Raw genomic sequence first — 25536 nt, forward strand, 5'->3', positions numbered from 1 at the left:
CTGCCGGGCCGGGGCCGGAGGACGCTCCTCGGGCGGCACGGACCGCTGAGCGACCCCGCCCGGCCCGGGTGGGGCGTCGGCGGAAGCCCGCCGGTCCGGCGACGGGAGGCGCCTGTCGGGGGCGGGCATTCGCCGCGCGGGAGCGGGCAGGGCTGGGGTCTCCGCGCCGGGGGCGGACGGGGACGGTTGTGCCGAAGCCGGGGCAAGTGCCGGACCGGCGGCGGCCGGGGGCTCCGCGCCCGAGCGGCTGTGTCCCGGGGACGGGCCGCCCCGCACACCCGACCCGGAGCCCGCCCCGTCCGGCCGACCGGGTCCGACCCGGCCCAACTCGCCCGAGCCTGGAACGGGAGCCGACATCGGGCCCGGGGCGGGGGCCGCGGCCGGCGCCGAGCCCGGGGCAGGGGCCGGGGCCGGGGCCGGGGCCGAAGCCGGGGCCGGGGCCGAAGCCGGGGCCGAAGCCGGAGCCGGGGCCGAAGCCGGAGCCGGGGCCGGAGCCGGAGCCGGAGCCGGAGCCGGAGCCGGAGCCGGGGCCGAAGCCGGAGCCGAAGCCAGGACCGGGGCCGAAGCCGGGGCAGGGGCCAGGGCCGAGCCCGGCCCCGGGCTCGGGGCGGGGCCCGGAACGGACGCCGGGGTGGGCAGCCGCAGAGCCGGGCCCGGCTGCGGCGGCGTTCGTCCTGTCGCGCCCGCCCCCGGCGGCGGTGGTGGCTCGGCCGTCGTCGGCGTGGACGGTGTCGGGGCCTGGGCCGGCATCGATGTCCGCCGCGGCGGCGAAAGGCCCGGCTGTGTCGTCGGCGCCCCCGGCGTCGGCAGCGGCGGTCCCGCCGGACGCGGCCCGGCCGCCGGGTGCGGGCCAGCTGCCGACGGCGGCACCATGCCCGGCGGCGGCTCGTCGCCCGGCGGCGGACCCGCACCCGGCCTCGGCCCCACACCCGGCGCCGGAGGCGCCCCCGCCTCGTCCGCCGTTACCGTCGTCTGCCAGCCGTGTCGGGACAAGGCCCTGACCAGCGCGTCCACCATGTCCGGGTCGAACTGGGTGCCCGCGCAGCGTTCCAGTTCGGCGACCGCCGTGCCCACCGGTCTCGCCCTGCTGTACGAGCGGGTCGACGTCATCGCGTCGAAGGCGTCCGCCACCGCCACCACCCGGGCGAACTCGGGGATCTGCGCGCCGGCCAGCCCGTACGGGTACCCGCTGCCGTCCAGCCGCTCGTGGTGGTGCAGGATCGCCTCCCGCGCTTCCCCGAGGAAGCCGATCCCGCGCACCATCTCGTGGCCGTACTCGGGATGCAGCTCGATCACCCGCCGCTCGTCGGGGGTCAGCGGCCCGTCCTTGCGCAGCACCCGCGTCGGTACGCCGAGCTTGCCGACGTCGTGCAGAATCCCGGCGAACCGGAGCACCTCCACCCGGTCCCGGTCCATGCCCAGCTCCTGGGCGATCAACACCGAGGCGCGCCCCACCCGTTCACTGTGCCCGCGTGTGTACTTGTCCTTGATGTCGACGGCCTGCACGAGCGCCCTGATCGTCGCCTGATGCGCGGCGGACTCCCGGTGGTACTGCGCGAAGACCCAGCAGGAGATGTACATGGGCAGCAGGACGAAGAGCGCGGAGAGCGGACCGTACGGGCTCCGCCACAGCACCGCCATCATCAGCCCGGCGAGGCCGTGCGCCGCGTGCGGGGCCAGCGAGCGGACGAACAGCCCGCGCCACGCGGTCCGCAGCGGCAGCCGCTCGGCCGCCGCCAGCACCCCGCCGTCGAGCGTGGCGAGAACCAGACAGAAGGCGAGCGCCGCCGCCCCGGCGGGTAGCAACACATAGGGAAAGTCCGGCGTCTTGAGCCCGTAGCCACCACCCCCGAGGGCGACGGGACCGCCGAACAGGACCTGGACCCGCGCCGCCACCCAGGTGGCGAGGGAGAGCTGGGCGGCCCGCCAGACCCGGCGCGCGCCCTTCGGCCGCTGCTCGACGCGCCCCAGCAGCGCGCCGGGCACGGCGACCAGCGCGGCGGCGGCGGGCGGCAGCAACAGGGCGGAGGCGAGGAGAACGGGAAAGAACGATCCGGCGGCGATCGGCACGGAGCCGTGCAGCGAGCGCCCGAGGAACCGGCAGCGGGCCGGCATCTCGCAGAAGGCGTACAGGACGGCGAGCAGCGCGACGGCCCGCCACGGGGTGCCGGGGCGGAACGCGGGAAGGAGGCAGACGGCGGCGCAGAGCGCGGCGCCCAGGATGTACGCGCGCGCCGCACCCGGTATGGCCCTCACGGGTTCTCGCCCTTCCTCGGCTCCTCGATCCGGCCCGGAAGGGCCCGAAACAAAGCGTCAGGTTAGCGAGTCGGCGGGGGGACGGAGGCCGGACGGGGACGATTAGCACCTTTGAGTGACATGGCCGGTCCGCCGGTGATAAGGCCGCACGGGCTGCCGGTGATACGGGTGAGGGCGCACCGCGCGCTGCGCGGCACGCCCTCGTACCCCGTGCGAAGGGGGGCTGTGGGGTGGTGCGGGCCCTGCCCGGAGGGCCGCACCGTACGGCAGCCCTGCGGCGTCCCCGTACGTCAGTCCTGCGCCGCCCGCGGCACATCCGCGCCCGCCGTCGACACTTCCCGCTCAGGACCGATCTCTCCCGACCGGATCAGATCGATCCGGCCCATGACCTTGGCCCGCAGGTCGGACGGCACGTCGTCCTGGCCGCAGCAGCGCTTGACGAGCTTCTTCACGGCCTGTTCGAGGCCGTACTTCTCCAGGCACGGGGAGCACTCCTCGAAGTGCACCTCGAACTTGGTGCAGTCGTTGTCCGGCATCTCGTTGTCGAGGAACTCATACAAATGATCGAGTACCTCGGAGCAATCCGTCTCATGCGGCTCTCCGCAGCTCATGAGCCCGAACCTTTCCGGTCGTCCGACGACTCCCCGGCACCGGCCGGGACGAGCCCGCGCTCGCGGGCGTAGTCCTCCAGCATGCCGCGCAGCTGGCGGCGCCCCCGGTGCAGTCGCGACATCACCGTACCGATGGGTGTCCCCATGATGTCCGCGATCTCCTTGTACGCAAAGCCCTCTACATCGGCGAGATACACCGCGATGCGGAACTCCTCCGGGATCGCCTGCAACGCCGACTTCACGTCGGAGTCCGGCAGGTGGTCGAGCGCCTGTGCCTCCGCGGAGCGCAGACCCGTCGACATGTGCGACTCGGCACGCGCGAGCTGCCAGTCCTCGATCTCCTCGGCGGCACTGCGCTGAGGTTCACGCTGCTTCTTGCGGTACGAGTTGATGAAGGTATTGGTGAGGATGCGATACATCCAGGCCTTGAGGTTGGTCCCCTCGCGGAACTGGTGGAAGGAGCCGTACGCCTTGGCGTACGTCTCCTGCACGAGGTCCTCGGCGTCCGCCGGGTTGCGCGTCATGCGCAGCGCGGCGGAATACATCTGGTCGAGGAAGCCCAGCGCGTCCCGCTCGAAACGGGCGTTGCGCTCGGCCGTGGTCTCTTCGATGCCGCCGTCGTCGGTCCCTGCGTCGGTCCCAGTGACCGGACCCACCTCCTCCAACGCTGTGGCGGGCCCGAAAGCGGACCCACTCGAATCGGAGAATAGTCGACCTTGTGACAACGAGGGCCGGTGGTCCGCTCCGCCGGCCGCCCGGACCGGAGCGTTCTTGGACGCGGAAAGCACCGTCCACTCCAGTTCACTGGCGTCTGAGCGGCGCGGGCAGATGGTCGAACCCATACGACGGACTCCCTCTCCATGCTCTGTGTTCCGTTGCCTAGTGGAACAGTGGACATCTGTCCCACATTCCCGGCCACGACCCGGTCCTCAGGCGAGTTTCGCCGCCCATTCCGCCACGTTCGCGGTGATGATCGCGAGGGCCCGCTCCTGCGACACGGCGGCTCTCTTCGCGACGGCGAACCCGTGGTCGGCGCCCGGCACCTCGCACAGCGCGTACGCGCCACCACCGTCCGTACCCGCTTTCCTCCCACCACCCGCGTCCGGGAACTCGGAAGGCTTTCCGAACGGGTCGTTGCCGCCCTGGACCACCAGCGTGGGCACCCCCGCCCCCAGCAGTTCCGCCGCCCGGGACTTCTCCGGCCTGCCCGGCGGGTGCAGGGGAAAGCTGAGAGCCAGTACGGCGTACGCCCCCAGCTCCGGCGCCGTACGGCAGGCCACCCGCGCTCCGGCGCTGCGCCCGCCCGCGATCACCGGCGGCCCCTGCTCAGCCAGCGCGGGCCACACCGCGCGCCATCCCGCGTCCAGGGTCTTCGGCGCCGGCGCGAGCTTCCTGCCCGCCACCCGCCAGGGCTGCTCCACCAGCGCGACGGTGACGCCGAGCGGCGGCAGCGCGGCGGCGAGGGCCTGGAGGTCGCGGGCCTCGATGCCGCCGCCCGCGCCGTGGCCGAGGGCGAGGACCAGCCGGGGGTCCTTCGCCGCGTGCCAGGTGATGCGGGCGTCGCCGCCCGGAGTGCCGACGGTCCGAACGGTCCGAGCGGTCTGGATCCGCGTCCCACGCGTGTCAGGTGTCACACCGGACATCCTGCCGCGCCCGCGGCCTCAGCCCGGGCCTGCCATGCCTCGGGTCATGCCTCAGAACAGCGTGCTCTCCTCCGGCGCCGCCAGTTCCTCCAGCAGCTCCGGCCCGTTGTTGCGGACATTGCTGACCGCCGTCGCCACCGGATACGCCCGCATCAGCCCGGGCGCGGGCGGCGCGAGCAGCTCACGCAGGTCGTCGGGGTCCGTACGGGCCGGGTCCAGCCAGGCGTCCCAGCGGTCCGGCGTCAGCATCAGCGGCATACGGGGGTGGATGTCGGCGAGCGATCCGGGACCCTCGGCGGGCGCCACGGCCAGCGGGGTCTTCTCCGCCTCGGTCGTGATCACCGAGCAGGTCACCCACCAGGCGCCCGGGTGGTCGTCGGGCAGCGTCCGGTCGCGCCAGAACTCGTACAGCCCCGCCAGCGCCATGACCGAACCGTCGGCCGGCGTGACGAAGTACGGCTGCTTGCGCGGGCGCTTCTTCTTCCCCCGCACCTCCAGCTCCCGTTCGTCGACGCCGGTCACCCACTCGTAATAACCGTCGGCCGGCAGGATGCAGCGCCGGGCGAGGAAGGGGCGGCGGAAGGACGGCTTCTCGTGCACGGTCTCGGCCCGCGCGTTGATCATGCGGGCCGCGCCCTCGGGCGTCTTCGACCACGACGGCACGAGCCCCCACCTGAGCGTGCGCAACTGCCGAACCGGATCCGGCTCTTCCGCGTCCTTCACAGGGCGTTCCAGAACCGCGTAGACCTCTTTCGTCGGCGCCACGTTCCAATCGGGCGCCAGGGTCTCCTCGGGCTCCCACTTCTCCACCCCGAAGAGCCCTTGGAGGTCCTCGGGCCGCCGGCTCGCCGCATACCGTCCGCACATAAGTGCCAGACTGCCACGACGCCGTCCCAGTTGAGGAGCCGACCGAGAAATGGCCAGCATCGACGTCACGTCCATATCCGACCTGTGGGACCGCGTCTTCGGCAGTCAGCCGGCGCCGGACCGGTGGCTGGTGGTCGTGACGGGGGTCGTCGCCCTCGCCGCGGTGGTGCCCCACCCCGTCTGGCGGGTGTCGCGCAACACCATCACCATCGCCCACGAGGGCGGCCACGGCCTGATCGCGCTGGTCACCGGCCGCCGCCTGAACGGGATCCGGCTGCACTCGGACACCTCGGGCCTGACCGTCAGCCGCGGAAAGCCCGCCGGGATCGGCATGATCCTGACGGCCGCCGCCGGCTACACCGCGCCCCCGCTGCTCGGACTCGGCGGCGCCTGGCTGCTCTCCGCGCACCACATCACGCTGCTGCTCTGGCTCGCGACCGCCCTGCTGATCGCGATGCTGGTGATGATCCGCAACGCGTACGGGGCGCTCACCGTGATCCTGACCGGCGCGGCCTTCCTCCTGGTCTCCTGGCTCACCGGCCCGGCGGTCCAGTCGGCGTTCGCGTACACCGCCGTGTGGTTCCTGCTGCTCGGAGGCGTACGGCCGGCCTTCGAGCTCCAGTCCAAGCGCCGGCACGGCGGGGCGGGCGACTCGGACGCGGACCAGCTGGCGCGGCTGACGAACGTACCGCCCGTGCTGTGGCTCTTCCTCTTCCACGCCGTCTCGGTCTGCTCACTGATCGGCGGCGGACGCTGGATGCTCGGTCTCTGACCGGCGCCCGATCCGCGCCTGATCCCCACCCGACCCACGCCTGACCGCGCATCGCCCATGTAGCCGCCCTACCAAACCTGGGTTACGTCCGGGTTTCCGCGCTTTTTGTCAGGATCCGAGTCGGCGCGAAACCACTAAAGTGAAGGCATGACCGAAAGCTCCGTGCAGCCCGCCCTCTGGCCCGCCCCCTCCGCCCGCGGGGCCGTCGAAGCGACGGTCACCGTGCCCGGATCCAAATCGGTCACGAACCGTGGACTGATCCTCGCCTCGCTGGCCGCCGAGCCCGGGTGGCTGCGCCGCCCCCTGCGCTCCCGCGACTCCCTGCTGATGGCCGAAGCCCTGCGTGCCATGGGCGTCGGGATCGAGGAGACGGTGTCGTCCAGCTCCGCCGCCGCGGGCCGGGACGGCTTCACGGGCGAGGCGTGGCGGGTGATCCCGGCGGGTCTGTACGGCCCCGCCACCGTCGACGTCGGCAACGCCGGCACGGTGATGCGCTTCCTTCCCCCGGTCGCGGCGCTGGCCGACGGCCCGGTGCACTTCGACGGGGACCCCCGCTCCTACGAACGCCCCCTGGGCGCCGTCATCGAGGCGCTGCGCGTGCTCGGGGCGCGGATCGACGACGAGGGCCGCGGCTCGCTCCCGCTGACCGTGCAGGGCGGCGGGGCGCTGGACGGCGGCTCGGTGGAGATCGACGCGTCCTCGTCGTCGCAGTTCGTCTCCGCGCTGCTCCTGTCGGGCGCGCGGTTCAACCAGGGCGTGGAGGTACGGCACGTGGGGTCGTCCCTGCCGTCGATGCCGCACATCCGGATGACGGTCGACATGCTGCGCGCGGTCGGCGCCCAGGTCGACGAGCCGGAGACGGGCGGCGAGCCGAACGTCTGGCGGGTCTCCCCCAGCGCGCTGCTCGGCCGGGACCTGACCGTCGAGCCGGATCTCTCCAACGCCCAGCCCTTCCTCGCCGCCGCCCTGGTGACCGGCGGCCGGGTCACGATCCCCGACTGGCCCGAGCACACCACGCAGCCCGGGGACGCGCTGCGCGAGATCTTCACGAAGATGGGCGGCTCCTGCGAGTGGAGCATGACCAACGAGGGCAGCGCCCTCACCCTGACCGGCACGGGCCGGATCCACGGCATCGACGTCGACCTGAGCGAGGTCGGTGAGCTGACGCCGGGCATCGCCGCCGTCGCCGCACTCGCCGACTCGCCCTCCACCCTGCGCGGGGTCGCCCACCTGCGGCTGCACGAGACGGACCGGCTGGCCGCGCTGACCAAGGAGATCAACGAACTGGGCGGTGACGTCACGGAGACCGCCGACGGGCTGCACATCCGCCCCCGCCCCCTGCACGGCGGCGTCTTCCACACGTACGACGACCACCGTATGGCGACCGCCGGGTCGATCATCGGCCTGGTGGTCGGCGGCGTCGAGATCGAGAACGTGGGGACGACGGCCAAGACGCTGCCGGACTTCCCGCAGATGTGGACCGACATGCTCGCGGGAGCAGGAGCGGAAACGGAGACGGAAACGGGCCCCGGCCCGGGTGCGGGCGCAGGAGCCTGACGCGATGCGCCGCTACGGCAAGAACCCCGACGAGGACGACATCCGTACCCGCCCCAACCCGAAGGGCAACCGGCCGCGTACGAACATCAGGCCCAAGCACGAGGACGCCTCGGAGGGCATGGTCCTGACCGTGGACCGCGGCCGGCTCACCTGCCTCGTCGAGGACCGGGTCGTGCTCGCGATGACCGCCCGCGAGCTGGGCCGCAAGGCCGCGGTGGTGGGCGACCGGGTCGACATCGTCGGTGACCTGTCGGGCAAGAAGGACACGCTGGCGCGGATCGTACGGATCGGGAAACGGACCTCGGTCCTGCGGCGCACGGCGGACGACGACGACCCGTACGAGCGGGTGGTCGTCGCCAACGCCGACCAGCTCGCGATCGTCACCGCGCTCGCCGACCCCGAGCCGCGCCCCCGGCTGATCGACCGCTGCCTGGTCGCGGCGTTCGACGCGGGACTCGAACCGCTGCTGGTGCTGACCAAGTCCGACCTGGCCTCTGCGGACGAGCTGCTGGAGACGTACCAGGACCTCGGCATCCACTATGTCGTCACGCGGCGCGACGAGTTGGAGAGCGGGTTCGCGGCGGACCGGGTGCGGGAGTATCTGGAAGGCAAGGCGACCGCGTTCGTCGGGCACTCCGGCGTCGGCAAGACAACGCTGGTCAACGCGCTCGTCCCGGAGGACAGGCACCGGAGTACGGGCCTGGTCAACGCGGTCACCGGGCGCGGCAGGCACACCACCACGTCGGCGCTCGCGCTGCCGCTGGCGAAGGCGGACGGCTGGGTCATCGACACCCCGGGCATCCGGTCCTTCGGGCTGCACCACGTCGATCCGTCGCGCGTCATCCTGGCGTTCCCGGACCTGGTGCCGGGGACGGAGGGCTGCCCGCGCGCGTGCAGCCACGACGAGCCGGACTGCGCGCTGGACGCGTGGGTCGCGGAGGGGCACGCGAGCCCGGCCCGGCTGTACTCGCTGCGGCGGCTCCTCGCCACACGCGAGCGACGCGAAGGCGACTGACACAACGCGTTTGCGGGCAACCGGCGTTGGTAAGTGCATAATCGCACCGAGCGACACCGAGCAGTCACCGACGCGGGAGGCCCCAGAAGATGGCGTGGCTGCTGGTAGTGGTAGCCGGGATCCTGGAGACGGGTTTCGCGGTCTGCCTCAAGCTCTCGCACGGCTTCACCCGGCTGTGGCCGACCATCGCCTTCGCGTGTTTCGCCCTCGGCAGTTTCGGTCTGCTGACGCTCTCGCTGAAGAAGCTGGACGTCGGTCCGGCGTACGCGGTGTGGACGGGCATCGGCGCGGCGGGCACCGCGATCTACGGAATGATCTTCCTCGGCGACATCGTCTCGGTCCTCAAGCTGGTCTCCATCTCGCTGGTGATCATCGGCGTCATCGGCCTCCAGCTCTCGGGCTCGGCGCACTGACCCCGTATTCGCCGCATGCGCCGGGCGCCGCTGTGACCGCTGTGCGGACCAGCTGACCCACCGGTTGTGCGCCGGGCGCGACCAGATGGGAGAGCGCGAGGCGTACGGCCAGTTCGCACCGGTGCAGATTGTGGTCCGTGCGCCCCCCGTCCAGCGTGCTCGCCGACCGGTCCCGTACCAGCGCCACCAGCTCGGCCGGTACGGGCGGCCCCGCGTCGGCCGCGCGCCGCGCGGGGACGGCCGCGGGCGCCCCGGGGTCGCGCAACGGGCGCGGGGCGGGCAGCCACTCCCCCCAGCAGCCGGTGAGCAGCGCCCGCAGCAGGGGCCGGTCCCCCGCGCGGGCGACGGTCCACTCGGCGACGGCGGCCAGCCGCTCGGCCGGTTCGGCCCGGGTGTCCGTACCGGCCAACTGCCCGTCCACACCCCGCAGATAGAGGTCGGCCTCGCGTCGCACCAGCGCGCGGGCCAGCCCGTCCTTGCCGCTGAACTCGTTGTAGAGGGTCTGCCGGGACACCCCGGCGGCGGACGCCACCTCGACCATCCTGACGGCCTGCCAGGGCGACTCGGCGAGCGCCGACTGGGCGGCGTCGAGCAGGGCTTCACGTGCGGTAGGCATCGTTGCCTCCGGGGGCGTCGGCTCTGCGCTCAGAGTTGACGGGCCGTCGCGCAGTGTCAAGGGTCGCGGCACCGCGGGCGGTACCGGTCCCGTACCGCGTCAACGCCTCCTCCTCCCCCCGTACCGTGCCCCGTAGCCCGGCCCGGTGACCGGTCGATACTGTGACGCCCATGCCCGATTACCACGATGATCTGCGCCTCGCCCACGTTCTCGCGGACGCCGCCGACGCCGCGACGATGGACCGGTTCAAGGCGCTCGACCTCAAGGTCGAGACCAAACCGGACATGACTCCGGTGAGTGAGGCCGACAAGGCCGCCGAGGAGCTGATCCGTGGGCATCTCCAGCGGGCCAGGCCGCGGGACGCGATCCTGGGCGAGGAGTTCGGCATCGAGGGCACGGGGCCGCGCCGCTGGGTGATCGACCCCATCGACGGCACCAAGAACTACGTACGCGGGGTGCCCGTCTGGGCGACGCTGATCTCCCTGATGGTGGCCACCGAGGGCGGGTACGAACCGGTCGTCGGCGTGGTGTCCGCGCCCGCGCTGGGCCGGCGCTGGTGGGCGGCGAAGGGCGGCGGCGCGTATACAGGCCGCAGCCTCTCCTCGGCGACCCGGCTGCGGGTGTCGGACGTCGCGAACGTGGGCGACGCGTCGTTCGCGTACTCCTCGATCACCGGCTGGGAGGAGCAGGGCCGGCTCGACGGCTTCCTCGACCTGTCCCGGGCGGTCTGGCGCACCCGTGCCTACGGCGACTTCTGGCCGTACATGATGGTCGCGGAGGGCTCGGTGGACATGTGCGCGGAGCCGGAGCTGTCACTGTGGGACATGGCGGCGGTGGCGGTCGTGGTCCAGGAGGCGGGCGGCAGCTTCACCGGGCTCGACGGGCAGCCGGGCCCGCACAGCGGCAACGCGGCGGCCTCGAACGGCGTGCTCCACGAGGAGTTGCTCGGCTATCTGAACCAGCGCTACTGAGCGTGAGGCGCGCCTCGACGGCGCTTTGTGTGATTTTTTCAAGCCCCCTCCGCACTCCTACGCCCCTCTTGTTGACCCGGCGCATCGGTGCGACTCTGAGAGTCCCCCCACTTGTGAACTTGTGAATCGCTTCTCGTTACGTTCCGTACGCATCGCGCACGCGCCGTGCGCGCCCCGCGTACCCGGCGCGACGATTCACCTAGGAGGTGGCTCCATCCCATGCTCGTCCGTGACGCCATGAGTTCGGTGGTCCTCACCATCGGCCCCACCCACACCCTCCGCCAGGCCGCCCGGCTGATGGCGGCCCGCCGGGTCGGCGCCGCCGTCGTCCTCGACCCCGACCACTGCGGGATCGGCATCCTCACCGAGCGGGACATCCTGGTCTCGCTCGGCGCGGGACAGAGCCCGGACGCCGAGACCGCGGGCACCCACACCACGGGCGACGTCGTCTTCGCCGCCCCGTCGTGGACGCTCGAACAGGCGGCGGAAGCGATGACGTACGGCGGCTTCCGCCACCTGATCGTGCTCGACGATCACGAACCCGTCGGCATCGTCTCCGTACGCGACATCATCCGCTGCTGGGCCCCGGCCAAGACCCGGGCCGCCGTCATGGCGGGGTGACGCGGAAGGGCCTCGGCGGAAAGTCCCCGGCGGAAAAGAACACAGCGAAAGGGGCCGGATCCCGTAGGACCCGGCCCCTGACGTCTCGGCGAGGCGGAGCTGTCAGCCGCGCAGGGCCTGGACCGCGGACTCCAGCCGCTTGCCGAAGTCGCCGTCCGCCTGGCGGAAGTTGTTCACCGCGCGCTCGGCGATGTCGTCACGCGACACCTTCGAGATGAACCCGGCGAGGTTCTCGATCAGACGGCTCTTCTCGTCCTCGGAGAGCAGCCGGTACAGGTTGCCCGCCTGGACGAAGTCGTTGTCCTCGGCGTGCACGGGCGCCTCGGTGTTGCCGGTGACGCCGGTGACCGGGGTCGGCTGCCACAGCGGGCGGTCGCTCTGGAAGGGGCCGCCGAAGCTGTTGGGCTCGTAGTTCTTGGTGCCCTTGTGACGGCCGTCGTACAGGTAGCCGTCCCGGCTGTTCGTGCGCGCCTCCGTGGCGTGCGGACGGTTCACCGGCAGGTGGTCGGCGTTGATGCCGACGCGGTAGCGGTGGGCGTCGCCGTACGCGAAGAGACGGCCCTGGAGCATCTTGTCCGGGGAGGGACCGATGCCCGGCACGAAGTGCGCCGGCGAGAAGATGGACTGCTCGACCTCGGCGAAGATGTTCTCCGGGTTGCGGTTGAGCTCCAGCTTGCCGATCTCGATCGGCGGGTAGTCCGCGTGCGGCCACACCTTGGTCAGGTCGAACGGGTTGAAGCGGTACGTGGCCGCCTCGGCCGCCGGCATGATCTGGACCTGCACGGTCCAGGACGGGAAGTCGCCGCGCTCGATGGACTCGCGCAGGTCACGCTGGTGGCTGTCCGGGTCCAGGCCGGAGACCTGGACGGCCTCCTCCGTGGTGAGGTTCTTGATCCCCTGGTCCGTCTTGAAGTGGTACTTGACCCAGAAGACCTCGCCGGCCTCGTTGTTCCACTGGAACGTGTGCGAGCCGTACCCGTTCATGTGGCGCAGCGTCGCCGGGATGCCGCGGTCGCTGAACAGCCACGTCACCTGGTGGGTGGACTCGGGCGACAGACCCCAGAAGTCCCAGACGTTGTCCGCCTCCTGCGAGCCCGTGTACGGGTCGCGCTTCTGGGTGTGGATGAAGTCGGGGAACTTGATGGCGTCCTTGATGAAGAACACCGGGGTGTTGTTGCCGACGAGGTCGTAGTTGCCCTCTTCGGTGTAGAACTTCAGCGCGAAGCCGCGGGGGTCGCGCACCGCGTCCGCCGAGCCGAGGTTGCCCGCGACGGTGGAGAAGCGCAGGAACGTCTCCGTCTCCTTGCCGACCTCGGAGAGGAACTTCGCCCGGGTCCACTGCGAGACATCACGCGTGAGGGTGAAGGTGCCGTACGCGCCGGCGCCGCGGGCGTGCACGATGCGCTCCGGGATGCGCTCGCGGTTGAAGTGCGCGAGCTTCTCCAGCAGCGCCTGGTCCTGCACCAGGACGGGACCACCGGCACCAGCGGTCTCACTGTTCTGGTTGTCGGCCAGCGGAGCCCCGGACTCCGTCGTCAGTGGTCCCTGCGTCACGTGCGCCTCCAGCGTCATTACTGCGTTCTGTCCCTTGGCGTTTGCCGATCTCGATCCTACGATGGACTCTGTCTAAGTCAAGTAAACATCCAAAGTCACACTCGTTCGGGACCTGAGTCCCTTCACTGTTAGGCTGGGCCCATGAGTGACCTGTTGGAACGACTTCGCGAGCGCGGCTGGCGTATGACCGCACAGCGGCGTGTCGTGGCCGAGGTCCTCGACGGCGACCATGTGCACCTGACGGCCGACGAGGTGCACGCGCGTGCCGTCGCCCGGCTCCCCGAGATCTCCCGCGCGACCGTCTACAACACCCTGGGTGAGATGGTCACGCTGGGCGAGGTCATCGAGGTGTCCACGGACCGCCGCGCCAAGCGGTACGACCCCAACGCGCACCACCCGCACCACCACTTGGTCTGCGCCCAGTGCGGCGCGATCAAGGACGTGCACCCGACGGGTGATCCGCTGGCGTCCCTCCCGGACGGCGAGCGCTTCGGATTCTCGATCTCGGACGTCGAGGTGACGTACCGCGGTACGTGCCCGAACTGCGCCGCGGCGTAAGACGGCCCTCGACACGGCAGCACCACCCGAAGTGCCCGGTTCCTGGTCCTGAGGAGCCGGGCACTGGTTTCTTCGCACAGACGTGAGGCCCGGATCCCTTGCGGGATCCGGGCCTCACGTATCAGTAGCGGGGACAGGATTTGAACCTGCGACCTCTGGGTTATGAGCCCAGCGAGCTACCGAGCTGCTCCACCCCGCGCCGTTGAACTGAACATTACGTCAAGGCGTCGACCAGCGCAAATGACCTTCACCCGGCTCACGCCGTCAGCTCCTGGTGGAGCGCGTCGCGCAGCCGCGCCGCCCGTTCCGAGACCTCCGAGGGGCCCAGCTCGACGGCGCGGGCGCACCAGCGCTGGCCCTCGGTCAGCTCGCCCCTGCGGGCCGCGAGCAGCGCGAGGCGCAGCGCGGCCCGGCCGTGACCGGCCTGCGCGGCGCGGGTCCACCACAGGGCCGCCTCCCGCTCGCCGCCCTCACGGGCCAGCAGGAGGCCGAGGTTGAAGGCGCCGTTCCGGCTGCCCGCCTCGGCGGCCTCGCGGTACCACCGGGCGGCGTCGGTCATGTCCCCGCGGCCCGCCGCGAGCATGCCGACGCGCACCTGGGCCCGGCGGTGGCCCTGCTCGGCGGCGCGCTCGTACCACTGCTCGCACTCGCTCTTCTCCGGGTACGTCTCCCCGAGCGCGGGCGGCCCCGGGGGCGGCCGGCGCGCGTCGAGCACCGTGGCCAGCCGGAAGGCGGCCTCGGCGCTGCCGCCGCCCGCGGCGCAGCGCAGGTGGCGCTCGGCGGACTGCTCGTCGCCGTCCCGCAGGTAGGCGATGCCCACCTGGAGGGCCGCTTCCGTGTGCCCGGCCGCCGCCGCGCGCTCGTACCAGCGCAGGGCCGTACGGTCCTCGTCGCGGCCCGCGTGCAGGATGCCCAGGTTGAACGCGGCGTCCACGCTGCCCGCCTCGGCGGCCTTGGAGAACCAGGGCTCGGCGCCGGTCGCGTCGTCGGCCTGGAGGAGCAGGACGGCCAGCGCGTTGGCGGCCTCGCGGTGGCCCGCGTAGGCGGCGCGGCGGTACCACTGCTCGGCCTGGACGGTACGGTCCTGGGCGGCGCAGAGCAGCCCGAGGTTGTACGCGCCGTTGACGTCGCCCGCGTCCATGGCGGCGCGGTACCAGCGCTCGGCGGTCTGCGGCTCGCCCCGGGCGGCGTGCAGGGCGCCGAGGGCGTTGGCGGCGTTGCCGTCCCCGTCCTGGGCGGCGCGCAGCCACCAGACGGCGGCGCTCTCCTCGTCCCCGGCGTCGCGCAGCAGGAAGCCCAGCGCGCAGGCGGCCCTGGCCTCGCCGTCCTTGGCGGCGGTCAGGTACCAGCGGCCGGCCTCCTTGAGCTCGCCGCGCTTCTCCAGGATCGCGCCGAGGTGCAGGGCGGCGCGGCGGTGGCCGCGCGCGGCGGCCTGCTGGTACCACTGCGCGGCCTCGCTGATCAGCGTCGGGCCGTCGGCCCCGGCGCGGCGGTCCTGGCGGGCGGCGCGGCCGGGCCGGCCGAGGCGGTCGAGCGGGTCCGGGCGATCGAGGCGGTCCAGGCGGTCAGCCCGGCCCGTACGGTCCGAGCGGTCAGCGCGGTCCGCACGCGGCGGCGAAGGCGCGGCGGAGCCCCGGGCGCCCGGGGGGACCGGCCGGCCCGTACCGGTCTCGTACTGGCCCCTGTTGCTGCTGTAGACGACGTCCGCGCCGGAGCGCGCGCTCTCCTTGGCCCGGCGCTCCAGCGCGCGCGCCAGCCGGTACGACGCCTCGCGGTGCCCCTGCTCGGCGGCGGCGCGCAGCCAGCGCTCGGCGCCGACGTCGCTGCGGTGCTCCAGCAGGTCGGCGAGCGCGTAGGCGCCGAGGGCGTGGCCCTGCTCGGCGGACTGGCGCAGCCAGTACTCGGCGGCGGGCTCGTCGCCGCGCTCGCGGTAGTGGCGGCCGAGGGCGTGGGCGGCGGCGGCGGACCCGGCGACGGCGGCGATCCGCCACCAGCCCGCCGCCTCCTCGACATAGCCGCGCTGGTGGAGCAGGACACCCAGATTGTTGGCGGCGGCGCGCTCGCCCTCGGCGGTCGCGGCACGGAGGTAGGGCTCGGCGGCGTCGAGGTCGCCACGGCGCAGCAGCAGGGCGCCGAGCACGCTCATCGACGCGGTGTCGCCGTTCTCGGCGGCGCGGCGGTGACGCGCTTCCGCCTCGGCGTCCGAGGCCTCGTGTTGCTGCACAAACCGCCCTGTCTCCAACAGAGTTGCCCTATCCCCCATAAATACCATCGTCGCACCACCTGTCCACCCACGTACAGCTGGTATATCGCGGCCGGAGAGGTCATCGTTGCGTTTTGTCGACTTGCCCACAGAGAGACAAGTCAAACCCGATGGGGAACCAACGCGGCCTACCTGAGACACAGGTGGCGGCGGCACACGTCAAGGGCCCGGATCCTAGAAGGATCCGGGCCCTTGACTTCGCGTAGCGGGGACAGGATTTGAACCTGCGACCTCTGGGTTATGAGCCCAGCGAGCTACCGAGCTGCTCCACCCCGCGTCGTTGTGTCCCAACCGTACCACGACGCGGGGGTGACGCTTTCTCAGTCACTCGGGGCTCGATCACTCAGGGGGCTCGTGAGGCTCACCGGCTCACGTCCCGGTTGACGGCTTCTCCGTGGACGAGCCCGAGGGCTTGTCACCGGGCTTCTCCGACGACGAGGCCGACGGCTTGTCCCCCGGCTTCTCCGACGTACCGGCCGCCGCGTCCGCCTCCGCGGCCCGCTTGAGCGCCGCCTGGAGCTCGTCCTGGGCCTTGCCGTACGCCGTCCAGTCCTGCTTCGCGAGCGCCGCCTGACCCTCGTCGTACGCCTTCTGGGCGTCGGCGATGGCCTGCTTGAGCGCCGTGCTGCCGGTGGGCGGCGGCTTGGTGGTGTCGCCGGGTGGTGGTGGCGTGGTCGACGGCGGCTGGGAGCCCTCCGTACCGAACACCGCGTTGAGCGCCTGCGTCAGGCTCTCCTCAAAGACCGGCTTGCCTCCTCCGTAGGAGGCGGCCACCATCTTGAGCAGCGGGTAGTTGGCGCTGCCACCGCGCGCGTACACCGGCTCGATGTAGAGGAACCCTCCGTCGAGCGGCACCGTGAGGAGATTGCCGTACTCGATGTCCGAGTCGGTGCCTCTCAGGTTCCGTACGAACTCGGCGACCTTGTCGACACCGTTCAGCTCGCTCTGGACCTGTTGTGGACCCTGGACGTTGGAGGTCACTCTCAGGACTCTGATCTTGCCGAAGTCCGGACTGGTCGCGTCCGCGTCCACCGCCATGAACGCCCCCAGGTTGGGGCGCCCGTTGGGCGTGAAGGTCGTCGTCAGCGAGAACCGCTGGTCCGTCTGGCCCGGCATCTTGAGGCTCAGGTAGTACGGCGGGACCGCACTGCTGTCCTTGTTGGTCGGGTCGTCCGGCACCTGCCACGCGTCACTGCCGCTGTAGAACTGCGAGGCGTTGGTGACGTGGTAGCGGGTGAGCAGTTCGCGCTGCACCTTGAACATGTCCTGCGGGTAGCGCAGGTGGGCCAGCAGGTCCGGGTCGATGTCCGCCTTGGGCTTCACCGTGCCGGGGAAGGCCTTCATCCAGGTCTTGAGGACCGGGTCCTCGGTGTCCCACTGGTAGAGCGTGACCGTGCCGTCGTACGCGTCGACGGTCGCCTTGACCGAGTTCCGGATGTAGTTGACCTGGTTCTGCTGCGCGACGACCGCGCGCTGGTTGTCGGTCAGCGAGTCGGCCGTCGTGTCCCCCAGCGTCGTACGCGACGCGTAGGGGTAGCCGTTGGTCGTGGTGTAGGCGTCGACGATCCACTGGATGCGCCCCTTGACCACGGCCGGGTAGGCGTCGCCGTCGATGGTCAGCCAGGGGGCGACCGCCTCGACGCGGTCCTTGGGCGTCCGGTTGTAGAGGATGCGCGAGCCCTCGCCGATGGCACCGGAGTAGATCATCTGCGGCTCGCTGAACGCCACGGCGTACGCCGCGCGGTTCACGGGGTTCGAGAGGTCGACGCCGCTCTTGCCGGCGTAGCTCGTCGTCTTCTCGCCGTTCTTCTCGTAGTCGAGCTCCTTCTGCGGGCCCCCGACGATCGAGTACTGCTCGGTCTTCTCGCCGTAGTAGATCCGCTGCTCGTACGTACCCAGCGTGCCGGTCGTCGGCAGGCCCGCCTCGGTGAAGTCGGGGGCGCCGATCGTGCCCCCGTTGTCGTTCGACATCACCGTGTTGGTGCCCTTGGACGCGATCGCACCGTACCCATGGGTGTAGGTGAAGTGGTCGTTGATCCAGTTGCTCTTGGGGATACCGGTGATGTTCAGCTCACGCAGGCCGATGACCGTGTCCTGCGGCTTGCCGTCCGCGCCCGTGTAGCGGTCCACGTCGAGCGTCGCGGGGAACTGGTAGTACTTGCGCTCCTGCTGGAGCTGCTGGAAGGCCGGCGAGACCACGTTCGGGTCGACCAGCCGGTAACTGGCGGCGCTGTCGGCCGCCTTGCGCTGGTCGGCCCGCTTGGCCGGGTCGCTCTGCCCCGAGTAGTCCTGCACATCGGCGTCCGCGATGCCGTACGCGGTGCGCGTCGCGTCGATGTTCTTCTTGATGTACGGCGCTTCCTTGGCCTGCTCGTTCGGCTCGACCTGGAACTTCTGCACGATCGCCGGGTACAGGCCGCCGATGAGGACCGCCGACAGCACCAGCAGACCGAAGCCGATCACCGGCAGCTGCCACGTGCGGCGCCAGATGGTCGAGAAGAACAGCACCGCGCAGATCACGGCGATGCAGAACAGGATCGTCTTCGCGGGCAGATACGCGTTGGCGTCCACGTACCGCAGGCCCGTCCAGTTGCCCGCCGCCTTGAAGTCACTGGACTTCACGGCCAGCCCGTACCGGTCGAGCCAGTACGCCACGGCCTTCAGCGAGACGAAGATCCCGATCAGCACGGAGAGATGGCCGGTCGCGGCGCCGGTCGCGCGCGTTCCCGGGCTCGTCACCCGCAGCCCGCCGTACAGGTAGTGGGTCACGGCGGCGGCGATCAGGGAGAGCACGGCGGCCGCGAAGCCGAAGGCCAGCAGGAAGCGGTACCACGGCAGGTCGAACGCGTAGAACGACACGTCCAGGTGGAACTGCGGGTCCTTCTGCCCGAAGGACACCCCGTTGACGTACATCAGCCACGTACGCCACTGACCCGACGCGGACGCTCCGGCGATCAGCCCGACGAGGGCCGTGATCGCGAGAAGCACCCACTTCTTGTACGGGGCGATACCCATCCGGTAACGGTCGAGGTTCTGCTGCTCCATCGACATGGCGCTCAGCGGCGGCCTCAGCCGGTGCGCCAGCCAGATGTTGAACCCGACGGCGGCGGCCATCAACAGGCCGAAGACCGCGAACAGTCCGACCTTGGTCCAGAGCGTGGTGGTGAAAACCGATGAGTAATCGACCGAGCGGTACCAGAGCCAGTCGGTCCAGAACCCGGCGAACATGACAAAGAGCATGGCCAGGACGGCCAGCACCCCCAGCGTCATGAGCAGGGTCCGGACACGCCGGGACGGGCGGGCCACTCTCATCCGTGGCCCGGCGGGGCCTGCGCCGCGGTCCGGCATCTGGAAAGCCAACGTGCGCACCTCGAAGTTCGCGGTCGTATGGATCAGCGTCGTGAAAAATCAGCGTGGAACGGATCAGCCTTGCAGCGGTCCCGCGATCGTAGGACCCACTCATGCAACTTACTGAGGCTTTACCTAGTTCCCGTCCGCGGTCCCCGAGGGGGCAGGATATCGGCCATGTCCAACGTTTCCTCAGGTACCCCCATGGCCGCGAGCCCGCTGACCCGCGCGGTCCTCGAAATCGACGAGTACGCGGCGGGGCTCGGCTGGGACCAGCCGGCCCGGCTCTTCGCCCTGGTCGACACCGCCCGGCTGCGCACCGACGAGCCCGAGCTCGCGGCCCAGCTGGGCCTCGACGACGGCGACGCGACCGCGCCCCTCACCCCTATCGAGCAGGACGAGATCCCGGCCGGCACCCCGCTGGACGAGTTCCTCGCCACGATCGCGTGGCCCGGGGCGGTGGCGGGCTGCGCGATGACCGTCGAGCGGCTGATGCTGCCGCCGTCCGCGGAGGCGTCCGTCCCGGACGGCCTCGACGAGGCCGGCCTGGCCGACTGGGTCGCCGCCCACCCCGACCGTCAGGAGGTACGGATGACGGTGGCGGTGCTGCGCGACGGCGCGCGGGACTCGGCGCTGCGGCTGCGCGAGAAGGACTCGCCGACCGAGGTCCTCACCGGCTCCGGCCTGGTCCCGGGCCTGGCCGAGGCACTGTCCGCGACCTTCGAGGCGTAACCACCTCTCCAAGGGCGGCGCGGCCGGTCAGCTTGCCGAACAGCTCGGCAGGCCGGCCGTGTCCCCCGAGCGGACCTTGTCCAAGGACGTCTTGGCGTCGCCGATGGTGTTCACCTTGATCAGCGTGAGCCCGTCCGGGATGTCCGAGGCCGCCGCGGCGCAGTTCTCCGCCGGGGTGAGGAAGTACCGGGCGCCCGCGTCGCGCGCGCCGACCAGCTTCATCTCGATGCCCCCGATCGGGCCGACCTTCCCCTGGTCGTCGATCGTGCCCGTGCCGGCGACGAACTTGCCGCCCGTGAGGGAGCCGGGTGTGAGCTTGTCGACGATGCCGAGGGCGAACATCAGCCCGGCGCTCGGCCCGCCGACGTCGGCCAGCTTGATGTCGACCGTGAACGGGAACGTGTGGTCGGTCCCGGCCTGGATGCCGACGATGGCGCGGTCCCCGTCGTCGGACTTCTTGGTCGTGATCGTGACGTCCTCGGTGCCCGTGGGCTCCTTGCCGGCCTTCTCCGCCGCCTTCGCGTCCTTGGCGGGGACGACCGTGAACACGACGTCCTGGCCCGGCCGGTGCTTGGTGACGAGCTTGGCGACGTCCGTCGGGTCCTTCACCGGGGAGCCGTCCACCGCCTTGATGACGTCCCCGGCGTGCAGCGTGCCCTCGGCGGGGCTGTCCTTGACGACGGACGCGACGATGATCCGGGAGGTGACCGGGATGTTCAGCTCCTCCAGGGCGGCGACCTTGGCGCTCTCCTGGGACTGGCTGAACTCCTCCGCGTTCTCCTGCGTGGACTGCTCTTCCGTCTTGCCGTCCGGGTAGAGGGTGTCGTGCGGCACCACGACGTTGTCGTGCGCCAGCCAGCCGTACACCGCTTCGACGACGTTCATCCGGTAATCCGCTCCGGTGACCCGGACCGTCGTCATGTTCAGATGACCCGATGTCGGGTACGTCTTGTGTCCCGACACCTGCAACACCGGCTCGCCACGCGCTTCCCCGAGCGTGTTCACCGTCGGCCCGGGGCTCATCTCGGCGTACGGCACGGGGAGCAGCAGGCCCGCGCAGAGCAACCCGATGAGGGCGAGGGTGGAAGCGAGCATGGTCGCGGTGCGCCGTGGCATGGAACGACAGTACGGGAAGGGTCTGTCAGTCCACCCCTGGGGCCGGTCCGTACGAGGAGCCGCAGGCCGTCGTCGTCAGGCCGGGCCGGAGCCGGAATGTACCTTTTCCATCGCGTCTCGGAACCGTGCGTAGCCGTTGAGCGTGGCTATGTCTCCCGTCGTGCGGTTCCTCTGGGCCCAGCTTCCCCATATCGCGGCACCTACCGCGGCGAAAAGTGGAATGAGCAACCAGGTGAGCGCGGCCATTCGGACCTCCCGACCCCCATGAGCGTTCGCAGCGCCTGCGACCGACCGATCAGCAGATTAACCATCTGCTGGTCCAACGCTCCGGGCAGGGGCCCGGTTACGCAAATCGGGCCGTACGGGTGCCGGACCGGTTTGGGACCGGCGGGGACCCCGACGACCGGTCCCGGGGGGCCGGCTGTCCGTCGGCGGGAGCATCCGGAACCGGAACTAGTCGCTCCGCGCCCCGACCCAGTCGTCGGTCCCGTCGGAGTACGTCTGGTGCTTCCAGATGGGAACCTCGCGCTTGAGGTCGTCGATCAGCCTGCGGCAGGCCTCGAACGCCTCGGCCCGGTGCGGGCAGGAGACGGCCACGACCACCGCGAGATCGCCGACCGTCAGATCGCCCACCCGGTGGACGGCGGCCAGCGCGCGCACCGGGAAGTCGGCCACGACCTTCTCCGCGACGCGGCGCAGCTCCTCCTCGGCCGACGGGTGGCCGGTGTAGCCGAGCGCGTCCACGTCCGCGCCGCCGTCGTGGTTGCGCACCGTACCGACGAACAGGGCGGTGCCGCCGGCGGCGTCGTCCCCGACCGCGTGGAAGACCTCGTCCACGCTCAGAGGGGTGTCGCGTATCGCCAGGAGACGGATCGGGTCCTGCGCCGTCTGCTCGCCGGGGTGGGTGGGGGTGGTCGCCATACCGCCCATCGTGCCGTACGAGACCGCATGGTGGAAGCTTTCTTCCGCTGGGCGGCGGCGACACCGGCCGTGCGACAGGCCCTGAGGCGTGTCCGCGAAGCGAGCCGGACACCACTTCGCGGACGCGCCCTAGATGCGGCGGCGGGCCTTGCGGGCACGGCGTACCAGCGCGGCCGTACCGAGCAGGGCCACCGTCGCCCCCGCGGCGCCCGCCGCGGTGGCGTCCTTGCGGCCGAGCCGGCGGCCCGCGACCGTGTGGCGGCCCTCGACCTCCGCCAGCAGGGCGGCCAGGACCTCCTCGTTCGTCCAGGTGGCCCGCCAGCCCGCGTCGTGCAGCCGGCTCACGCTGACCACCCAGGGATGCATCGTGTACGCGAGGTCCCCGGCGGGCGAGGGGGTGAGCCCGATGCGGTGCAGCCGGGCCGCCGCGCCCAGGGCGACCGCCGACGGCAGCTCCATCCGGCGGATCCCGCTCAGCTCCTCGACCTCCTCCTGCTCCAGCCAGCCGTCGCAGCCGACCGCCAGCTCGCCGTCGACCTTTTCGAGCGCGGCGTACTCCAGCGCGCTGACCAGGTCCTCGACGTGGCAGAACTGCCAGGTGGGGCGGGAGCCCGCGACGACGAGCAGCCGGGGCGACTCGAAGTAGCGGGTGAGGGCCGTGTCCGTACCGCCGACGAGGACGGCGGGCCGGACGACCGTGACATGGAGCCCGGGGTGCGCGCGGGGCGCCCGGCGACCCAGCCGCTCGATCTCCAGGAGATCGCCCACCCCGGTGGCCTCGGCCGTGGCGCGCAGCTCGGCGTCCTCGGACAGGGGGATGCCGTTGTCGGGCAGCGCCCCGTAGACCATGGCTGAGGTGCAGAGCACGACCCGGTGCACGCCGGCGGCGGCCGCCGCTGTCAGTACGGTCTGGGTGCCGCGCACGTTGTACGCCGTACGGGCGGCGGCGTCGGTCTCCAGGTCCAGGTCGAGCGCGAGGTGCACGACGACGTCCACCTCGCGCAGTTTCTCGGCGATGGCCGGGTCGCGGATGTCGAGGATGTGCCACTGGGCCTCCGGCACGTCCCCGCGGCGCTCGTCGAGGGCGACGACCTGTTTGATCTCCTCCGAGGCCGCCAGACGGCGGGTGAGCAGGTCACCGACGCCGGTGGCGGCGCCCGTGACCGCGACGACCGGGCCTCGGGACGGGGTCGGAGTCGATCGGTTTCGCGCTGCGCGAACCTGCGGATCTGGGGAACTCACCGGGCGTCTCCAGCGGTTGTCTTCAGTACGGATGTGAACGCACGCGTCCGTACCAGGTGATGTCCATCCTGCCGCAGACCGTCCGCCGACTCCGCACCGAGCCCGGAAGCCGCCCGGGTGTCGACGCGGTTCGGGGTGGTGGCGGTCGCAGATCAGCCCGCCGACGCCGTGCCGCTCGGACCGACGCCCCAGGTGCCGGTCGGTCTTAGGCTGGGTGTGTAGTCGGGCAGCCGCCGTCGGCGAGAAGCCGCCGGCCCTACGAGCCGAGGAACCCCGTGAGTGACTCTCCATTCGGATTCGGCCTTCCGCCGGAGGAGCCGGAGGACGGCGACGGCAAGAAGAAGGACCCCGCCGGAGGTGGTCAGGGTGCCGGTGGTCCCGGCAATCCCTTCGGGAATTTCGGGTTCGGCCTGCCGGGCGGCGCGGGCGGCGGAGACAATCCGTTCGCCGCGATGTTCGGTTCTCTGAACCCGAACGACCTGGGCGCGGCCTTCCAGCAGCTCGGCCAGATGCTCAGCTACGAGGGCGGTCCCGTGAACTGGGACATGGCCAAGCAGATCGCGCGCCAGACGGTCGCGCAGGGCACCTCCGACGGGACGAAGGACGCGAGCGTCGGCCCCACCGACCGCTCGGCGGTCACCGAGGCGGTGCGGCTGGCCGACCTGTGGCTCGACGGCGTGACGTCCCTGCCCTCCGGGGCCCACACGGCCGTGGCCTGGAGCCGCGCGGAGTGGGTCGAGGCGACGCTGCCCGCGTGGCAGCAGCTCGTGGACCCGGTCGCGGAGCGGGTGGGCGCCGCCATGGGCGATGTGCTGCCCGAGGAGATGCGTGACGTGGCGGGCCCGCTGATCGGCATGATGCGCTCCATGGGAGGCGCCATGTTCGGCCAGCAGATCGGGCAGGCCGTGGGCGTGCTCGCGGGCGAGGTCGTCGGCTCGACGGACATCGGGCTGCCGCTGGCCCCGGCGGGCAAGGCGGCGCTGCTGCCGCTGAACATCGAGGCGTTCACCAAGGACCTGGGCGTCCCCAAGGACGAGGTCCGGCTGTATCTGGCCCTGCGCGAGGCCGCTCACCAGCGGCTCTTCACCCATGTGCCGTGGCTGCGGTCGCATCTGTTCGGCGCGGTCGAGGCGTACGCACGCGGGATCAAGGTCGACACCAGCAAGCTGGAGGACGTGGTCGGCCAGTTCGACCCGGCCAATCCGGAGGAGCTCCAGGAGGCGCTCCAGTCCGGCATGTTCCAGCCGGAGGACACGCCCGAGCAGAAGGCGGCCCTGGCCCGTCTGGAGACGGCTCTGGCGCTGGTGGAGGGCTGGGTCGACGCGGTGGTGCACGAGGCCGCGAAGGACCGGCTCTCGGCGTCCGACGCGCTGCGCGAGACGCTGCGCAGGCGGCGTGCCTCGGGCGGTCCCGCCGAGCAGACCTTCGCCACACTCATCGGACTCCAGCTGCGCCCGCGCAGGCTGCGGGACGCCGCCCGGCTGTGGGCGTCGCTCACGGACGCGCGGGGGGCCGACGGCCGGGACGCGCTGTGGGAGCACCCGGACAACCTGCCGACGGCGTCGGACCTGGACGATCCCGACGGTTTTGTCCACCACGAGCAGCTGGACTTCTCGGAGCTGGACAAGATGCTCGGCGAGGCGGCGGGCGGCAAGCCGGATCTGAAGAAGCACGACGCGGACGAGCCTGACGACGAGGACAACACCGACAAGTGAGCCTGCACGACGACGCTGTTCTCGTACTGAAAAAATACGACTCCCAGGAGGGCCAGGACTCCCACGGCGGCCAGCAGGAGTTGCGGGGGCTCTACCTGGATCATCTGGCGGCTCATCCCGACGGGATGTGGAAGGCCTGCGAGGCCGGGCACGTGACGGCCAGCGCGCTGGTGATCGACCCGGAGCGGGGCAAGGTGCTGCTCACCCTGCACCGGAAGCTGAACATGTGGCTCCAGATGGGTGGCCACTGCGAGCCCGTGGATCACACGCTGGCGGGGGCGGCGCTCCGGGAGGCCACGGAGGAGTCCGGGATCCCGGATCTGACGCTGCTGCCCGGGGGACCCGTACAGCTGGACCGGCACCCGATTCCGGCGCCCTGCACCTGGCATCTCGACGTCCAGTACGCGGCGCTGGCGCCGGCCGGGGCGCTGGAGCGGATCAGCGACGAGTCGCTGGACCTGCGCTGGTTCGGCTTCGAGGAGGCCGCGAAGGTCGCGGACGGCTCGGTGCTGAGGCTGATCGAGCGGACGAGAGCGGCGCTCGGGGCACGGTCGTAGACGGAAGGGGGCGTCCTCCTACAGAGGACGCCCCCTTCCGTCTGTCACACCACAGCTCAGCCTCTAGGGCGTGTCCGCGAAGTGGGGTCGTTCGCCCGAAGGGCGGGGCTCGCGGCGTCTGGTGCGTGCGATCGCAAGGCGGAGGACCGAGCGTGTACTGGATGTACTCGCTCGGTCCGACAACGCCG

At 71.5% G+C, this 25536-nt stretch carries 21 protein-coding genes, 2 tRNA genes and 1 pseudogene; 10 read left to right on the plus strand and 14 right to left on the minus strand.

Annotated elements, in window-relative coordinates; all coding sequences use genetic code 11:
* Positions 1-891: 891 nt before the first annotated feature.
* The 5 genes and pseudogenes from OG349_RS11800 to OG349_RS11820 form a co-directional block, all read right to left on the minus strand.
* Positions 892-2256 (minus strand): annotated as a pseudogene (locus tag OG349_RS11800) (HD-GYP domain-containing protein); the annotation flags it as partial.
* A gap of 290 nt (positions 2257-2546) precedes the next feature.
* Complete coding sequence (rsrA, locus tag OG349_RS11805; protein ID WP_161307225.1) at positions 2547-2867, minus strand: mycothiol system anti-sigma-R factor; 321 nt, start codon at positions 2865-2867, stop codon at positions 2547-2549.
* Positions 2864-3523, minus strand: a complete 660-nt coding sequence (locus OG349_RS11810) for a sigma-70 family RNA polymerase sigma factor (RefSeq protein WP_208298586.1) — start codon at positions 3521-3523, stop codon at positions 2864-2866. Before OG349_RS11810 ends, rsrA begins: the two co-directional genes overlap by 4 nt.
* Positions 3524-3796: 273 nt before the next feature.
* Positions 3797-4510, minus strand: coding sequence for an alpha/beta hydrolase family protein (locus tag OG349_RS11815; RefSeq protein ID WP_442806236.1), 714 nt, complete (start codon positions 4508-4510; stop codon positions 3797-3799).
* 51 nt (positions 4511-4561) lie between these two features.
* Entirely contained in the window at positions 4562-5377 is an 816-nt protein-coding gene (locus tag OG349_RS11820) for an SOS response-associated peptidase (RefSeq protein WP_327234566.1), read from the minus strand.
* A gap of 49 nt (positions 5378-5426) precedes the next feature.
* On the opposite strand from OG349_RS11820, the gene OG349_RS11825 reads away from it, so the two are divergent.
* The 4 genes from OG349_RS11825 (at position 5427) to OG349_RS11840 (ending at position 9134) form a co-directional block, all read left to right on the plus strand.
* Positions 5427-6149 (plus strand): M50 family metallopeptidase, encoded by a 723-nt coding sequence (locus OG349_RS11825; RefSeq protein WP_442806237.1) that lies wholly within the window; start codon positions 5427-5429, stop codon positions 6147-6149.
* A 147-nt stretch (positions 6150-6296) separates the two neighbouring features.
* Positions 6297-7706, plus strand: a complete 1410-nt coding sequence (gene aroA, locus OG349_RS11830) for a 3-phosphoshikimate 1-carboxyvinyltransferase (protein ID WP_327234567.1) — start codon at positions 6297-6299, stop codon at positions 7704-7706.
* A gap of 4 nt (positions 7707-7710) precedes the next feature.
* Positions 7711-8721, plus strand: coding sequence for a ribosome small subunit-dependent GTPase A (gene rsgA, locus OG349_RS11835; RefSeq protein WP_161308151.1), 1011 nt, complete (start codon positions 7711-7713; stop codon positions 8719-8721).
* An 89-nt stretch (positions 8722-8810) separates the two neighbouring features.
* Positions 8811-9134, plus strand: a complete 324-nt coding sequence (locus OG349_RS11840) for a DMT family transporter (protein WP_161308152.1) — start codon at positions 8811-8813, stop codon at positions 9132-9134.
* Here the strand turns inward: OG349_RS11840 and OG349_RS11845 are convergent.
* The gene (locus OG349_RS11845; protein ID WP_327234568.1) at positions 9100-9750 is read right to left on the minus strand and encodes a TetR/AcrR family transcriptional regulator; all 651 of its coding nucleotides are present in this window, start codon (positions 9748-9750) and stop codon (positions 9100-9102) included. The two genes, OG349_RS11840 and OG349_RS11845, sit on opposite strands and share 35 nt — an antisense overlap.
* Before the next feature lie 170 nt (positions 9751-9920).
* Here OG349_RS11845 and hisN point away from each other — a divergent pair, with 170 nt between their 5' ends.
* Both hisN and OG349_RS11855 read left to right on the plus strand, forming a co-directional pair.
* The gene (gene hisN / locus OG349_RS11850; RefSeq protein ID WP_161311746.1) at positions 9921-10721 is read left to right on the plus strand and encodes a histidinol-phosphatase; all 801 of its coding nucleotides are present in this window, start codon (positions 9921-9923) and stop codon (positions 10719-10721) included.
* Between the two features lie 219 nt (positions 10722-10940).
* Positions 10941-11342, plus strand: coding sequence for a CBS domain-containing protein (locus OG349_RS11855; protein ID WP_327234569.1), 402 nt, complete (start codon positions 10941-10943; stop codon positions 11340-11342).
* Between the two features lie 102 nt (positions 11343-11444).
* Here the strand turns inward: OG349_RS11855 and OG349_RS11860 are convergent, their stop codons facing one another.
* On the minus strand, positions 11445-12914 hold the full coding sequence (locus OG349_RS11860) for a catalase (RefSeq protein ID WP_327234570.1): 1470 nt from the start codon (positions 12912-12914) through the stop codon (positions 11445-11447).
* 123 nt (positions 12915-13037) lie between these two features.
* On the opposite strand from OG349_RS11860, the gene OG349_RS11865 reads away from it, so the two are divergent.
* Complete coding sequence (locus OG349_RS11865) at positions 13038-13454, plus strand: Fur family transcriptional regulator (RefSeq protein WP_161311743.1); 417 nt, start codon at positions 13038-13040, stop codon at positions 13452-13454.
* A 125-nt stretch (positions 13455-13579) separates the two neighbouring features.
* Here OG349_RS11865 and OG349_RS11870 read toward each other — a convergent pair.
* From OG349_RS11870 to OG349_RS11885, 4 genes are all read right to left on the minus strand, one after another.
* A tRNA-Met gene (locus tag OG349_RS11870) sits at positions 13580-13653 on the minus strand.
* A gap of 57 nt (positions 13654-13710) precedes the next feature.
* On the minus strand, positions 13711-15726 hold the full coding sequence (locus tag OG349_RS11875; protein WP_327234571.1) for a tetratricopeptide repeat protein: 2016 nt from the start codon (positions 15724-15726) through the stop codon (positions 13711-13713).
* A 194-nt stretch (positions 15727-15920) separates the two neighbouring features.
* A tRNA-Met gene (locus OG349_RS11880) sits at positions 15921-15994 on the minus strand.
* 92 nt (positions 15995-16086) lie between these two features.
* The gene (locus OG349_RS11885; RefSeq protein WP_327238544.1) at positions 16087-19065 is read right to left on the minus strand and encodes a UPF0182 family membrane protein; all 2979 of its coding nucleotides are present in this window, start codon (positions 19063-19065) and stop codon (positions 16087-16089) included.
* 177 nt (positions 19066-19242) lie between these two features.
* On the opposite strand from OG349_RS11885, the gene OG349_RS11890 reads away from it, so the two are divergent.
* The gene (locus OG349_RS11890) at positions 19243-19797 is read left to right on the plus strand and encodes a PPA1309 family protein (RefSeq protein ID WP_327234572.1); all 555 of its coding nucleotides are present in this window, start codon (positions 19243-19245) and stop codon (positions 19795-19797) included.
* A 27-nt stretch (positions 19798-19824) separates the two neighbouring features.
* Here OG349_RS11890 and OG349_RS11895 read toward each other — a convergent pair whose 3' ends face one another.
* The 3 genes from OG349_RS11895 to OG349_RS11905 all read right to left on the minus strand — a co-directional run bounded on the left by OG349_RS11895 (position 19825) and on the right by OG349_RS11905 (position 23076).
* On the minus strand, positions 19825-20913 hold the full coding sequence (locus OG349_RS11895) for a YlbL family protein (protein WP_327234573.1): 1089 nt from the start codon (positions 20911-20913) through the stop codon (positions 19825-19827).
* Between the two features lie 453 nt (positions 20914-21366).
* Complete coding sequence (locus tag OG349_RS11900; protein ID WP_327234574.1) at positions 21367-21834, minus strand: molybdenum cofactor biosynthesis protein MoaE; 468 nt, start codon at positions 21832-21834, stop codon at positions 21367-21369.
* Between the two features lie 129 nt (positions 21835-21963).
* Positions 21964-23076: an SDR family oxidoreductase gene (locus OG349_RS11905; protein ID WP_327234575.1), complete on the minus strand. Its 1113-nt coding sequence runs from the start codon at positions 23074-23076 to the stop codon at positions 21964-21966.
* A 275-nt stretch (positions 23077-23351) separates the two neighbouring features.
* Between OG349_RS11905 and OG349_RS11910 the strand changes: the two genes are divergently transcribed.
* Both OG349_RS11910 and OG349_RS11915 read left to right on the plus strand, forming a co-directional pair.
* Entirely contained in the window at positions 23352-24791 is a 1440-nt protein-coding gene (locus OG349_RS11910; RefSeq protein ID WP_327234576.1) for a zinc-dependent metalloprotease, read from the plus strand.
* Positions 24788-25348: an NUDIX hydrolase gene (locus tag OG349_RS11915; RefSeq protein WP_327234577.1), complete on the plus strand. Its 561-nt coding sequence runs from the start codon at positions 24788-24790 to the stop codon at positions 25346-25348. The genes OG349_RS11910 and OG349_RS11915 overlap by 4 nt, the downstream gene beginning before the upstream one ends.
* The last annotated feature ends 188 nt before the right edge of the window (positions 25349-25536 follow it).

The organism is Streptomyces sp. NBC_01317 (genome assembly GCF_035961655.1).
In the GTDB taxonomy this organism is placed as follows: Bacteria; Actinomycetota; Actinomycetes; order Streptomycetales; family Streptomycetaceae; genus Streptomyces.